Origin of the sequence: Agrobacterium sp. D14 (assembly GCF_001526505.1) — a bacterium.
Taxonomy (GTDB): domain Bacteria; phylum Pseudomonadota; class Alphaproteobacteria; order Rhizobiales; family Rhizobiaceae; genus Agrobacterium; species Agrobacterium leguminum.
In genome coordinates, this window is the sequence record NZ_ASXX01000021.1 from 173,017 (window position 1) to 186,787 (window position 13,771).

A 13,771-nucleotide genomic window follows, 5' to 3' on the forward strand; every position below is an offset into this window, starting at 1 on the left:
TCATGCATTCTCCTTGCATCTGTGTTGAAGCATTGCCGGCGTGACCCCATAAAAAGTCTCCAGCTCATGGATAAGCCGCTGGCGTTCCGCCGCCGCCTGGGTGGCCGGCCAGCCAAGCTCGCGGGCCGCAACGGCGAGGATCGCGTCGATCAGATCGGCATCGATGACGCCGGTGATGGCGAACGTCGTGCGCCGCAGGGCGAGATCGGTCAGGTGGCGCACGTGTTCGAAGCGGATCAGCCAGACCACCTCCGCGGCCGTGATCCGCGATTTTTCTGAAAGCCGCACATCATCCGCACGATCCCGGCAAAAGCCCATCAGATCGAAGGCACGGGAGCCGTAAGCCAGAGCCAGATGCTCCGCACGGTCTCCGGCAATCGAAAATTCCTCCACCAGCAAGGCGGGCAAGCTGCTGGCACCGGTGGGAAAATTCCTGCCGCCGCCGATCGGGCGGTCCATGGTGCCGGTCAGCCGCCGGCGTCCAAGAAAGGCCAGAACCTCGTCGGTCACCTGCTCGCCAAAAGCCCTGAAAGTGGTCCACTTGCCGCCGATCATGCAGAGCTGCGGCGGATCGCCCGCAACGCGATGGATGAAATGGCTGCGGGAAATTCTTCCGGTAAAGGCGGCGTCGCTGCGCGGCAGCGGGCGTATGCCGCTGAAACTGAAAACGATGTCGGAATGGGTAATGGCAATCTGCGGAAAGACCTGCCGGATCGCGTCCAGAATATAATCCCGCTCCTCGGGCTCACATCGCACCCGCTCGGGGCGATCCACCTTGATATCGGTCGAGCCTGCGAGAACCCGGCCGAGATAGGGAAAGAGGATACAGACGCGATTGTCGTCATTCTCGAAGAAGATCATATGGCCATTCAGGGCCTTCAAAAGCGCCTCGTTAGCGATGATCAGATGCGATCCCTTGGTTCCGGAGACGGTCGGTTTTACCGTGTCCGCCGCCGGGGCCGCAGCCAGCGCGCCAATCGTCTCGTCGATCCAGGCGCCGGTCGCATTGACGACGATCCTTGGACGGATGGGCAGGGCTTCATCCATGCCCTCCAGCCGAATACGATACGCGTCGCCAATACGGACAAGCTCCGCATAGTTGAGCGCAATGCTTTGCGGCGCATCGGCACGGGTGTCGATCAGAAGCTCCAGAGCCAGCCGTTCGGGCTGGCTGATCCACGCATCGTAATAGGTGGCCGAATATCTGATCTCCGGCGTCAAATCCGGCCAATGCTGCAAAGTTCCGGACGCACCGCGAAACGCATGACGGGGCAGGATACGGTTTTTGCGGGTGACGAAATCATAGAGCATCAGACCCGCCTTGATGGCGAGAGCGCCCCGGCTTGCGGGTTTTCCGCCGGAGCCGGCAAAGGTTGCCGCCGCGTTGAACAGGCCGCTGAAAGTCGAAAAGATCGGGATCGTGGTCGGCAGCGGATGAACCATATGCGGTGCGAGCTTGAGAAGCGCATCCCGCTCGCGCAACGATTCTGCCACGAGGCCGAATTCACCGTTTTCGAGATAACGCAGGCCACCATGAATCATGCGCGAGGGTGCGGCGCTGCAACCGGAGGAGAAATCGTTGCGCTCCACCAGCAGCACCCGCAGCCCCTGCAAGGCGAGATCGCGATAGGCGGCAATTCCGTTGATGCCGCCGCCGATAACGACGGCATCGAAATCACCATCGAGCCGGATACGGCGCAGAGCGTCCTCGCGAAAACTGGGCATAGAAATACCGTTCGCCGGCTGATGACCAGCGTCCCAATGTTGTTGACCGTTTAAAGCGACGTGAGAGACGGGACGAAAATGATGCGCTGTTCGCCTGAAGTCCCGTCTCAGCCTACATAATCAGGTATCGAGCCCCACAAGATGCTCCGCGACACCGGCGCTGATGAGCGCCAGCTCACTCGCAGTGAGGCGAAGACGTGCCGCGGCAGCGTTTTCAACCGCCTGAGCCGGATCGCGCGCGCCGCACAGCGAGAATGTTATGCCCGGTTGCGCAATCGTCCAGGCAATCACCACCTGCGCGACCGAAGCCCTGTGGGCAGCCGCCACCGGTTCCAGCACGCCCATCAACCGCGCAATCTTCTGACGGTTCGCCTGGCTGAAGCGCGGGTTGCCGTGGCGCTGGTCGTCTTCCGCAAAGACTCGTTCAGGCCCAACCTTGCCCGAGAGGAGACCGAGCGCCAGCGACGAATAGCTGAGGACAGAGACATCATTCTTTCGGCAAAGCGGCAGCAGCGTCGTCTCGATATCGCGCTTCACCATGGAATATTCTTCCTGAATGGCATCCAGCGCGCCGGTGGCGATATAAGCCTCCAGATCGCCGGGCGAGACGTTGCTTGCCCCGATGGAGCGGATCTTCCCCTCCTCTTTCAGCCGCACCAAAGCCCCGACCGTTTCGGCAATCGGCGTCGTGGCGTCCTGCCAATGGGTCACGTAGTGATCGATATAGTCGGTTCCGAGCCGTTTCAGGCTCTCTTCGACCTCATGCCGGATGGAAGCGGCACCGAGGTAACGGTAAACGGGCTTGCCATCCTGATGGAAGAAATAGGCACCCTCATTCACATGCCAGACCAGCCCGCATTTGGTAACCAGCACCACCTTCTCGCGCCTGCCGGCAATTGCCTTGCCAACGATGGTTTCCGCAAGCCCCATGCCATAGGCCGGTGCGGTGTCGATGAGTGAAATACCCGCATCGATGGAGGCCTGGATGGCGGCGATGGATTGCCGCTCGTCGGTGCCACCCCACATCCAGCCGCCGATGGCCCAGGTGCCGAGCCCCACGGCGGATGCGCCGATGCCGCTTCTGCCGATCGTCCGGGTCAATATTGCATTGTCCGTCACGCGGTTTCCCCTCCTTCATGATCCAGTAAATAGCCGGCTATCGCCTCGTCCACGACGAGCGAGGTCAGATAGCGGCCGGCAAGCGTGGCCGCTACCGGTCCGGCCTTGATGGCGCCTGCCGCCACACCGATGATATTCGGGCACCGGGCAAGCTGCCCGGGGTCCAGCGCCACCACGCGCGAGTTGAGATCGATGCGCGCCAGCTGTCCGTCCGCCATGGTGAGATGGGCGAGAAACTCGCCGGCAATGCCCGCATCCACCAGCGCCTGCCCGCCACGGGCCGCATCCGGCAGAAGATCGTAATAGCCGGAGCCGGGAGCCTCCACGGAGCCGATGCCGACCAGCGCCACCTGCGCCTGCCGGGCCAGATCGAAGACCTCGCGGATCGATGCGACATTCATCAGAAGGTCGCGCTGTTCCTCATCCTCGGCAAACAGCGGCGCATGAACGAGCGATGCGCTGCCGCCGAGCTTCTCCGCCAGTTGCGTGGCGAGATGATTGACATCCGTATAGTGCTTGCCCTGCACGCCGCCGGTCAGCGGCACCACCCGCACATCGAAACGGCGCTCCGCCTCCAGATTGTCGACAACAGCACTCACCGCCTTGCCGCCGGTAATCGCAATCACGTCACCGTCACGAATGGTCTCCAGCAAATGGTTGGCGGCCACCCGACCCACCATCTGCAAGGCGGTTTCCGGATTATCGGAGACCGTCGGCGTTACCACCGACTGCCTGAGGCCGAAACGGCGGGTGATCTCGTTTTCGAGGTCCACCAGCCTCTGATAGGGACTGGCGATGGTGATCTTCACCATGCCCGCCTTGCGGCCGGCCGCAATCATGCGGTTCACCTTGGTATGGGAAAGATTGAGCCGCTCGGCGATTTCCGACTGCTTCACACCCTCGATGAAATGCAGCACCAGGACGGAATACATCTGTCTCTGTTGATCGAAATCGTCCTTGATATCCAGCATGGTCGTCTTTCTCCAGTTACCCTCGGGCGAGCGAAGGGCGCTCAACGGCGGCGCCTGACCAGATAGTGGTCGAACAGGACCGCAGTCAGCAATATGCTGCCCCTGATGATGTCCTGCCAGTAGACAGACACATTGAGCAAGGCAAGCGAACTGGAAACCACCGAAAGAAGGATCGCCCCAAGGATCGCGCCGAGAATCGTGCCCGAGCCGCCCGAAAGGCTTGCGCCGCCGATGACCGCCGCCGCAATCACGTTGAGTTCCATACCGACGCCGAAGCTTGGCTGGGCAGAGCCGAAACGAGCCATATAGATAACGCCTGCAACACCGCACAACATCGAACAAAGCGTGGTGGTGGCAAACACCACCCGGCCGACGCGGATACCGGAATAGGCCGCGGCCTTCGGATTGCTGCCGGTATAGAACACCTTGCGGAAGGCGGTCGTGCGCCGCAGCAGCAGATCGAAAGCAACAACCACCACCGCGAAGATGATCAGCACCAGCGGAATACCACCAAGCGCGCCCTGACCGATGAACTTGAATTCCGGCGGCAGGGAATAGAGCCCAAGCGGCCGCCCGCCCGTCGCCAGCAGGCACACACCGCGCGCAATCACCATGACGCCCAGCGACACGATGAAATGATGCAGACCGATCACCGTCGTCAGGAATCCCATGGCCATGCCGATCAAGGTCGTAAGGCAGATCGCCAGCCCCGCCGCCGCCCATGGGTCGACGCCATTGAGGAAGAGCCAGCCAGCCGCCACCATCGCAAGTGCGGTGACGGAGCCGACCGAAAGGTCGATACCGCCAGAGATCAGCAGGATCGTCATGCCCACCACGACGATGCTTTCGATGGCGAAGACCATGGCCATGGCCCGCAGATTGTCCACGGTCAGGAAATACGGAGATATGAAGGACATTACCGCAAAAAGCGCGAGGATGATGACGATCAGCCCGGTTTCCCGCGCCTTGAGCGCCGGCTCCCACCAGGCGGTGCGGCGAACCGCCGTCTCAGCTATGCCCGAAGGTGTTTCCGATGTTGCCATTTTCCCGCTCCCTCAGGCCCTTTCCGGGCTATGCACAATATTGATCGATGCGAGCTGCATGATCTTTTCCTCCGTCATATCGTCGCCCTCGACCTCACCCGTGATCCGCCCCTCGCGCACGACCAGCACGCGGTCGCTGACGCCGATAAGTTCCGGCAGTTCCGAGGATATGACGACCACACCGACCCCCTCGCGCGCCAGTTCCCGGATCTGGCGGTGGATTTCGGCCTTCGCCCCCACATCCACCCCGCGTGTCGGCTCGTCCAGAAAGATGACCTCCGGCTCCACCGAGAGCATCTTCGCCAGCGCCACCTTCTGCTGGTTACCGCCGCTCAGAGTCGATACCGCATCGCCGATGCTGTTCGCCCGCAATTTCAGCCGGCGTCCCAGCTCATCGGCACGCTTCATTTCCTTGCGCCGTTCGATGAAGCCCATGCCGTTCGATACCCTGCCGATATCGAGCGCAGAGACATTCGAGGCGATGGACATATTGAGGAAAAGCCCATCCCCCTTGCGATCCTCGGACAGATAGACCAGCCCCTCGCGGATGCTGTCACGATAATCCTTGAGCCTCAGCGACCGGCCGCGCAGCGTAACCTCGCCTCTCGGCTTCCCCTCCAGCCGGCAAACCGCCCGGGCGATCTCGCTTCTTCCCGCACCGATCAGCCCGGCAAGTCCCAGGATTTCGCCGCGACGCAGATCGAAATCGACATCGAAAACCCGCTTTCCTTCGTTCAGGCCCCGAACCGAGAGAATGACGTCGTCCGATTTTTCATCCTCCGAAAGCTTTGGCGGGTAGAGCTTGTCGAGCACCCGTCCCACCATGCTGTTGACGACTTCCTCGGGGGAAATATCGGCAATATTCTCCGTCCTGATATGACAGCCGTCGCGCATGACCGTGATGCGGTCGCAATGTTCGAAAATCTCGGCCATACGATGCGAGATATAAATGATGGCAATGCCCCGTTCCGCCAGCCGGTGCATGATCCTGAAAAGCGTCTGGGCTTCGGTTTCGGTCAAAGCCGCCGTCGGCTCGTCGAGGATCAGGATACGGCAATCGAGTGTCAGCGCCTTGGCGATTTCGACGATCTGCTGTTGCGAAATCGACAGGTCGCCGGCGCGGCGGGCGGGATCGATATCACCGATTTCCCGCAGCACAATTGCCGCCCGCTTTTCGAGATCGCGATAATTCATGAACCAGGAGCGGCTCTGGCCCGTCTGCGACATAAACATGTTCTCGGCGACCGAAATCTCCGGGCAGAGCGCGATCTCCTGATGCACGAAACCGATGCCGAGCCGGTTCGCCGAATTGGGCGAGGATATCTTGACCGGTTTGCCATCCAGCACGATTTCCCCGCCATCCGGCTGCAGAATGCCGTCGATGATATGCATCAGCGTCGACTTGCCGGCGCCGTTTTCACCGGCCAGCGCATGGATTTCGCCGCGCCGCAACTCGAGTGCCGCATTGCGCAGCGCCCGCACGGGGCCGAACGCCTTGTGAATATTCGTCATGCTGAGGATGACCTCACCCATAACGCCCTCCCGAACCTGCTTCCCCTTGTGGCCGGCGAGGCGCAAACCTCGCCGGGTCCAGAGCGACGCGTCAGCGCCCCTTCATATAGTCGTTGAGATCGAAGGAAGCGGCGTTCGCCTTGGTGATGACAGCGAAACCATTGTCCATCGAAGGAACCTGCATCGGGTTGAAGCCGGAAACCTTGTAGTCGTTGAACGGATCGATCAGATCCGAATGGGCGCCCAGAAACGTGTTCATGAAACCCATGAAGCCCTGCACGCCCTGATTGGGATTGATGGACATGTAGATATTGCCCTGCTTGATATGTTCCAGCGTGGCCGGGGTGATATCCGCATGCAGGATCAGGACCTTCTTCTTCGCCTCAAGAACGGCGGCCGTCGCGCCTTCGGCCGAACCGGCTTCGGGAATCCACAGAGCACCCAGATTGGGATTGGCCTGCAACAATGCGCCGACAGCCTGATAGGCAAGGTTCGAATCCTGATTGGTCGCCTGGCGGCCGACCAGCTTCATCTGCGGATAGGTGCGCCCCATATAGTCGATGAGAGCGGTGACGCGCAGATCGTGATTGCTCTGCCCCGGATTTTCCAGAACGGCATATTCACCTTTTTCGCCGAGTTTCTTGACGATTTCATCGGCCGCGAATTTCGCCTCGGCGACATTGTCCGAGGTGATATAGGCGGTGCGCTTCGACTTCGGCGAATCCGCCGCAAAAGTCGTCACCGAAACGCCGGAGCCGATTGCCTTGTTGATCGGTTCGATAAAGGGATCGGCCTGCATCGGGTGCAGCAGGATGCCCTTCGGCTTCTTCACCAGTTCCTGCTCGAAAGATGCGATCTGCTTGGTGATGTCATATTCCGGGGTGCCGGTGAAAACGGCCTCGCAGCCGAGCGCCTTTGCGGCCTGCTTGAACCCCTCGAAGACCGGCACCCAATAGGGGTGGCTGGAAACCATGACGTTCATCACATAGGTCTCACCCGGCTCGCAGGCAAATTTGCCCGCAGCAGCGGTGGCCTGCGAACCGGCACCAGCGGCAATCGCCACGGCTAAAACACCCGCGGCAGCGGTCGATTTCAGAAAAGCCAACATATTCCCCTCCCAAGGACAATGACTTAGTCCGCAATAAATTTTATTCGATGTAATTTATTGCATGCGAACTGGGATAGCCGGAAACCGAGCGGCCGTCAATGCTGTTTGAATTTTATTTTATGGCGTGAAATTTATTTCAGCTCATGCGGTAGGATGGAGAATACGGCTTCTCGTCGGGGAGCTTCAAGGCAAACCGGGGCCGCAAGGCACGGAAGCGATGGCCGGCGCCTAATCGGCGCCGAGCAAATAGAGGATGAATTTATAGAGGACATAGGCGCCGACAACGGCGGGAAGAAAGTATATGAAGGGATGGATTATCGCCATATCGAACGCGCCCTTTCCAGATCGACTACGTCGTTGCCAACTGAATGAAGCGAATGGCATCACCGACAGTGGAAAGACTGTCTGCGGCAGCATCGGGAATTTCGATGCCAAATTCCTCTTCGATCTCCATGACGATCTGAACGACCTCAAGCGAATCGGCATTCAGATCTTCGGAAAAATCGGCTGTATCGACTATTTTATCATCAGCTATTCCGAGCTGCTCGCCGATGATTTTCGCCACCCGTTTTCTTATCTCGGACACTGCGGTGTCTGTCGGGACCGAAAAACTCACCATCTCGATTCCGACTTCCTGTTTTCCCTGCCGATGCCATCCGACATCCATCGATAGAAGGCGAAAATGCCTATCGCGAAGACAAAAAGGGATATGAGGCTACCCAGGTTCGACATTGCTCTCTCATTTCTCCCCCCGATAAAATCTAAGCTTCGGAATGAGTGACCTGCAATGAAGATTTTGTAATTTATTGTTGCCCGTAACCGGCTTTTAGACCCCCTCTGTCTCGGAACTTTTCCGGCTTTCATGAATTGTATCCGGCTCGCAGGCGCACTCCGGTGACATAGACAATAAAATGGATGCCGGTCCGGCACCACCTAGCGTAGACCGCTTTGGTCTGAACCAAATAGGTCTACGATATCTGACCTAGCCCTGCCGAACGGGCAATGGACAGTAACCTCCAGATTGCACGCACCGAGCCCTAGGCCTTAAAACAGTTCTCCCGATGCCATTGCAAGAAATGTGGATGAGGCCTCTCGAATGGCCGAGCTGGCACGATTGCCCGGCCAGACCTGTTAATCAGATGAAAAATGCTTTCCGGATCATTGGCCTGGCGGGAAACGATAATTTCGAGGCTATCGGACAGGCCGATCAGCCCGCGGTCAAACATCCAGTGAGCCGTGCCTGAAAGGGCGATACCGTTGCTTATGATGTCGGGACCATTTGCCTCGACAGGACGTATGTGCGCAGCGTCAACTTCTGCCCGCCCGCCGCCATTGATAAGCTTCAGGCCTGTAATTGCGCATCTCTTGTCATAGGCCTGCAAAACCAGCCGGCGAAACAGGCGGTTTCGAACAAGGCGCGAGGAGAGCATCGTGACACGCTCCCTCTCTTCCTCCAAGACGAAGGGCGTCTGAGGTTCGTCTTCGAACGCCAGTAGGCCTCCCGTTTCCTCCGGCTCACCAAGCCGCGGTAATTCCACTTCAAGCTCCGCCAATCCAATAGAGACGATGCGATTAAAATCTGCCGATGATATCGAGCGCGCGGCCGCCTGCGCACGGCCGGAAATCCGGCCCTCATCATTCAGCAACCCGCGCTCGACAATTCCATCCTGCCCACCGAACGCAACAGGATTGACAAAGTCGAGGTAGCTTCCTGGCTCGATCAAAGCCAGATACATCCCGGAAGCCTTGGGGTCGGCAATGACTTCGGCTACTTTGGCGACAGCAAAATAACCACGCGTCGCTACAACCTTGCGCGGCTCGTAATAAATGATCCAATCGCCGACGCAGGCTTGCACACGTCCGAGATATTGGCTCGGAAACTGATATTGCTCCGCCGGACTGTCGTCGTAGATTGAATCTGACCGATGAATGAAAACCCCGAATCCCATGTGCGAATATTAGCATCAACGCGACGGGTAAGTGCAACCTGGTTTTGTATTATCAATCAAGATCAGCTGTGATCTCCAGATCGCATCACTCGTTCCTGAGCGTATCCGGGATAGAGTGTGGCAATAGATCGAGGCCCGGCGGCGTTTGCCAAAAGCAGCGAAAATTTTCTTCACATCTCTCACGGGAGTCATTCAGCAAGCATCTTGCAATTTCGCGTGCCGCCTATAGCGGCACCATTCTCCGTGCCGGAACCAACACATCCTCGCGGAATACCCCACTCTTGACATCCCCTCGCAAACCTTGTTTATACGCATAAGCAGCTAATACGAATTAGCAGCCGGCAGGAAACGAGGTTTCGATGGTTAGGCGCTTGACGCAACGGGACATTGCGATCTTCGCGGGGGTCAGCCAGGCGACGGTTTCGCTCGTGCTCAACGAGGCGAAATCCGCTGAGGGCCGTATCCCGCCTGAAACGCGAGAGCGTGTGCTGAAGGCCATTCGGGACACGGGTTATGTGGCGGACCCCATTGCGCGTAGCATGGTCAAGGGCGCCAATCGGATTCTGGGTGTTTTTACCTATCAGCCGGCTTTCCCGATTGCGCAGGCGGATTTCTACACGCCCTTTCTGATGGGGATAGAGGAGGAAGCGGAGAGGTTGGGCTACGACCTTCTGCTGATGACGGCTGCGGCACGCGACGATAACGGCCGCAAGCGTATCTTCGGGGAAACGGGGCGGCTTCGACTTGCTGACGGATGCCTCATTCTGGGCAGTCAGTTCGACCGCGATGAGCTGGCCCAACTGGTCGCCGGTGACTATCCCTATGTTGCAGTCGGTCGTCGTGACGACGCCGGCGGGCCGGTGCGTTATGTTGGCGCGGATTACGTGACAGCCACGCATGCTCTTGTCCGAGAGGCGCTTGCCGCCGGCCATCACCGCTTCGCCTTTATCGGCGCGACGGGTCCGGCGGAATCCATCAGCGACCGCTGGCGTGGTTTTCTGGCCGCAATCGAGGGCGCAGCGGAGCTGGTCTATTCCCACGAAAGCGAAAATGGCGATCCGGGCGAACAGCTGGCCGCAGTTCGCGCCAGCGGAGCGAGCGTCGTTTTTTTTGCCGAAGTGGCCGAAGCGGTGGTCTTCGACAATCAGGCCCGCGCCCAGGGGGTGAGCGTCCCCGGCGATCTTTCCATCGTGGTGCTGGGCAGCGGCACACGCACGTATACGCTCCGGTCGCAACGCGTCTTCACCTCCTATGCCATCCCCCGCGAAGAGATGGGCCGGCAGGCGACCTCCATGCTGGTCGAAACCCTCACCAGCCCCCCCGGCCCCGTACGGCAGATACTGCTGGGTTGCGACATCGTGGCGGGCGAAACGCTCGGCTCCCCAAATCAAGGCCCAACTTAAGGAAAGAGAACCTGACGTGAGAGAATACAATGCAGATATTCTTGTGGTTGGCGGCGGACTTGGCGGCGTGGCCGCGGCGCTTGGGGCCCTGCGAAACGGCCGCAGCGTTATCCTGACAGAAGCGTTCGACTGGATTGGCGGCCAGCTGACAAGCCAGGCCGTGCCGCCCGACGAGCACAGCTGGGTCGAGCAGTTCGGGATCACGGCCAGCTATCGCGCCCTGCGCACGGGCGTGCGGCAATATTACCGCGACCACTATCCGCTGACGGACGCCGCCCGGGCGGATCTGACGCTCAACCCCGGTGACGGCAATGTATCTCGCCTCTGCCACGAACCACGCGTTTCGCTGGCGGTGATGGAGGCAATGCTTGCCCCTTACGCGGCCGGCGGCAAGCTGACCATCCTCAAGGCCTATGAGCCTATCGCCGCAGACGTCGACGGCGACACCGTGCGGACCGTGACGCTGCGCCATTGCAATACGGGCGATCTCATCTCCTGCTCGGCCCGCTACATTATCGACGCCACTGAATTGGGCGATCTGCTACCGCTGACCGCAACCGATTATGTCACGGGTTTCGAGGCCCAATCCGAAACCGGCGAGCCGAGCGCGCCGGCCGAAGCGCAACCCCACAATCAGCAGGCCGTCTCGATCTGCTTCGCCGTCGATCAGGTTGACGGCAATCATGTCATCGACAAACCCGCCCGGTACGACCACTGGCGTCAGGTTGCCCCCGAATTCTGGGGTGGCCCGTTGTTGAGCTGGGACTCGCCCAATCCCCGCACACTGGAGCGCAGCCGCCGGTTCTTCGATCCCAACCCGGTCGACAACGCAACACGCGACGTTGCCGACCAGCGTCACAGCGCCGGCGATATGAGCCTTTGGATATTCCGCCGTATTGCTGCCCGCCATACATTTCGGCCCGGCGCCTATGCCAGCGATATCTGCCTCGTGAACTGGCCGATGATCGATTATTTCGAGGCGCCGATCATCGACGTTACCCCCGAACAATATGCCGAGCGGCTGGCCGATGCGGCAAGCCTGTCCTATTCCATGTTCTACTGGATGCAGACCGAGGCGCCCCGCCCGGATGGTGGCCAGGGCTTTCCGGGCCTGCGCCTGCGCGGCGACATTACCGGCACGGAGCATGGCCTGGCTATGGCGCCCTATATACGCGAAAGCCGTCGCATTCGCGCCCTGACCACGGTGGTCGAGCAGGATCTGTCGCTTGCGGTGCGCGGCGATCGCGGCGCGGTGCATTACCCGGACAGCATCGGTATCGGCATGTACCGCATCGACCTGCACCCCTCGACGGGCGGCGATAATTATATCGATGTCGGCGCCTGCCCATTCGAAATTCCGTTGGGTGCTCTTATTCCCCGCCATAAAACGAACCTGCTGGCCGCTTCCAAGAATATCGGCACCACGCATATCACCAATGGTTGTTACAGGCTGCATCCGGTCGAGTGGAACATCGGCGAAGTGGCCGGCATGCTGGCCGCCTATTGCCTCGACAAGGGCGAGACCCCGCATGGCGTGCATGCCGACGAAAAACGGCTGGCGAAATTCCACATCTATATCGAACGCCAAGGGGTGGAGCGCCATTGGCCTGATATTCGCGGCTACTAGCTAATACGTATAATCTGGGAGGATTATTATGCGCAGGAGTATAGTGAAAATTGCAGTGGCCGGTTTTCTGGTCACATCCGGGCTGGTTTCGCCAGCTTTGTCGCAGGAATTGCGGATGGCCATCTGGAGCGCCAACGAAGCTCATCTGGCCCTGTTCAACGAGATCGCCGATGAGTTCGAGGCGAGCCATCCCGGCGTCAAGATCACCTACGATTCGCTTGCCTACGAAGGCTATGCCACCACTCTGACCACCCAGATCGCCGGCGGCAACCCGCCCGATCTGGCCTGGCTGTTCGACACGACCGCGCCCGACTTCATGGCGGCCGGAGCGCTTTATCCCCTCACCGAAACCTTTGCCAATACCGAAGGTTACGACATGGGCGACTTCCCCCCGGCAACGCTCACCGCCTGGTCGTATGAAGGGGTACAATATCTCTATCCGTTCTCGACATCGCCCTTCGGCGTCTTCGTCAACAACGACATGATCCGGGCGGCAGGCGCAAAGACGCCCGCCGAGATGATCGCCGCCGGCGAATGGAACTGGGACAATGCCATTGCGACGGCGGCAAAAGTCGCAGCCACCGGCAAACAGGGATTGATCATTCGTGATTTTGAATACAAGGCGTGGGAGAATCTTGCCGAAGTCTATACCGGCTGGAATGCCTATCCCTGGTCGAAAGACACCAAGTCCTGCGCTTTTGCCAGCCCGGAGATGGTTGACGCCATGCGCTTCATCCACGATGCGATCTTCGTGAAGAAAGCCATGCCGGGACCTGGTGTTTCGGCCGATTTCTTTGCCGGCGATGCGGCGATGACGACCACCCAGATCAGCCGAGCATCGCTGCTGCCGAAAGGCGACAAGGCCTTCGACTGGGATCTCGTGCCGTTGCCCACGGGGCCTGCCGGCGACTATGCCGTTACAGGTCGCGCAGGCATTGGCGTCATGGCCAGCGGCAGAAATCCCAAGCTCGCGGCGGAATTCCTGGCGTTTTTCTCCTCCAAGCCTAATGTAGCCAAGCTCGCGCGCTTTTTCCCGCCGGCACGGCAAAGTCTGCTCACCGCCGATGTGCTCGCAGCCGCCAACCCATTGCTGTCGCGTAAACAGATAGAGGCCGTAGTCATTCGCGGCGTCGCCACCGGTCAATCGACGCAGCAGGTTCTCAATTTTGCCCGGCTGCAACAGACCGTTCGCGCTGGCCTCGACGGTCTCTGGCGGCCCGATGCCGATGTCGCGGCTGTCCTGCAAGCGCTTTGCGGCCGTCTTGACCCGTTGCTGGCGGCCAATTGACGCTTCGCAGTCATCCGGTTTTCCGT

11 protein-coding genes are annotated in these 13,771 nt (G+C 59.7%); 3 read left to right on the plus strand and 8 right to left on the minus strand.

Features of this window, described 5'->3' with window-relative positions; all coding sequences use genetic code 11:
• From L901_RS14640 to L901_RS14675, 8 genes are all read right to left on the minus strand, one after another.
• Entirely contained in the window at nucleotides 1–1,725 is a 1,725-nt protein-coding gene (locus tag L901_RS14640) for a glycerol-3-phosphate dehydrogenase/oxidase (RefSeq protein WP_059757983.1), read from the minus strand.
• A gap of 120 nt (nucleotides 1,726–1,845) precedes the next feature.
• Nucleotides 1,846–2,844, minus strand: coding sequence for an aldo/keto reductase (locus tag L901_RS14645; protein WP_059757985.1), 999 nt, complete (start codon nucleotides 2,842–2,844; stop codon nucleotides 1,846–1,848).
• Nucleotides 2,841–3,815, minus strand: a complete 975-nt coding sequence (locus tag L901_RS14650) for a sugar-binding transcriptional regulator (RefSeq protein WP_059757988.1) — start codon at nucleotides 3,813–3,815, stop codon at nucleotides 2,841–2,843. Before L901_RS14650 ends, L901_RS14645 begins: the two co-directional genes overlap by 4 nt.
• A 41-nt stretch (nucleotides 3,816–3,856) precedes the next feature.
• Nucleotides 3,857–4,858: an ABC transporter permease gene (locus tag L901_RS14655; protein ID WP_059757991.1), complete on the minus strand. Its 1,002-nt coding sequence runs from the start codon at nucleotides 4,856–4,858 to the stop codon at nucleotides 3,857–3,859.
• A 12-nt stretch (nucleotides 4,859–4,870) separates the two neighbouring features.
• Complete coding sequence (locus L901_RS14660) at nucleotides 4,871–6,391, minus strand: sugar ABC transporter ATP-binding protein (RefSeq protein ID WP_059757994.1); 1,521 nt, start codon at nucleotides 6,389–6,391, stop codon at nucleotides 4,871–4,873.
• A gap of 70 nt (nucleotides 6,392–6,461) precedes the next feature.
• The gene (locus L901_RS14665) at nucleotides 6,462–7,478 is read right to left on the minus strand and encodes a substrate-binding domain-containing protein (RefSeq protein WP_035264955.1); all 1,017 of its coding nucleotides are present in this window, start codon (nucleotides 7,476–7,478) and stop codon (nucleotides 6,462–6,464) included.
• Between the two features lie 349 nt (nucleotides 7,479–7,827).
• Nucleotides 7,828–8,064 carry an acyl carrier protein gene (locus L901_RS14670; RefSeq protein WP_059758134.1) on the minus strand — a complete coding sequence of 79 codons (237 nt, stop codon included), beginning with the start codon at nucleotides 8,062–8,064 and terminating at the stop codon, nucleotides 7,828–7,830.
• 451 nt (nucleotides 8,065–8,515) lie between these two features.
• Nucleotides 8,516–9,427, minus strand: a complete 912-nt coding sequence (locus tag L901_RS14675; protein ID WP_059757996.1) for an HNH endonuclease — start codon at nucleotides 9,425–9,427, stop codon at nucleotides 8,516–8,518.
• A 359-nt stretch (nucleotides 9,428–9,786) separates the two neighbouring features.
• Here L901_RS14675 and L901_RS14680 point away from each other — a divergent pair, with 359 nt between their 5' ends.
• From L901_RS14680 to L901_RS14690, 3 genes are read left to right on the plus strand one after another with little or no spacing between them, the layout of a single operon-like run.
• The gene (locus tag L901_RS14680; protein ID WP_059757998.1) at nucleotides 9,787–10,830 is read left to right on the plus strand and encodes a LacI family DNA-binding transcriptional regulator; all 1,044 of its coding nucleotides are present in this window, start codon (nucleotides 9,787–9,789) and stop codon (nucleotides 10,828–10,830) included.
• 16 nt (nucleotides 10,831–10,846) lie between these two features.
• Complete coding sequence (locus L901_RS14685) at nucleotides 10,847–12,457, plus strand: FAD-dependent oxidoreductase (RefSeq protein ID WP_059758001.1); 1,611 nt, start codon at nucleotides 10,847–10,849, stop codon at nucleotides 12,455–12,457.
• Between the two features lie 28 nt (nucleotides 12,458–12,485).
• Nucleotides 12,486–13,745, plus strand: coding sequence for an ABC transporter substrate-binding protein (locus L901_RS14690; RefSeq protein WP_059758003.1), 1,260 nt, complete (start codon nucleotides 12,486–12,488; stop codon nucleotides 13,743–13,745).
• Nucleotides 13,746–13,771: the final 26 nt, after the last annotated feature.

Excerpts from the sequence above, each read along its gene's own strand:
- L901_RS14640 (WP_059757983.1), bottom strand. The coding sequence starts at position 1,725 with ATGCCCAGTTTTCGCGAGGACGCTCTGCGCCGTATCCGGCTCGATGGT.
- L901_RS14665 (WP_035264955.1), bottom strand. The coding sequence starts at position 7,478 with ATGTTGGCTTTTCTGAAATCGACCGCTGCCGCGGGTGTTTTAGCCGTG.
- L901_RS14650 (WP_059757988.1), bottom strand. The coding sequence starts at position 3,815 with ATGCTGGATATCAAGGACGATTTCGATCAACAGAGACAGATGTATTCC.
- L901_RS14680 (WP_059757998.1), top strand. The coding sequence starts at position 9,787 with ATGGTTAGGCGCTTGACGCAACGGGACATTGCGATCTTCGCGGGGGTC.
- L901_RS14675 (WP_059757996.1), bottom strand. The coding sequence starts at position 9,427 with ATGGGATTCGGGGTTTTCATTCATCGGTCAGATTCAATCTACGACGAC.
- L901_RS14660 (WP_059757994.1), bottom strand. The coding sequence starts at position 6,391 with ATGGGTGAGGTCATCCTCAGCATGACGAATATTCACAAGGCGTTCGGC.
- L901_RS14655 (WP_059757991.1), bottom strand. The coding sequence starts at position 4,858 with ATGGCAACATCGGAAACACCTTCGGGCATAGCTGAGACGGCGGTTCGC.
- L901_RS14690 (WP_059758003.1), top strand. The coding sequence starts at position 12,486 with ATGCGCAGGAGTATAGTGAAAATTGCAGTGGCCGGTTTTCTGGTCACA.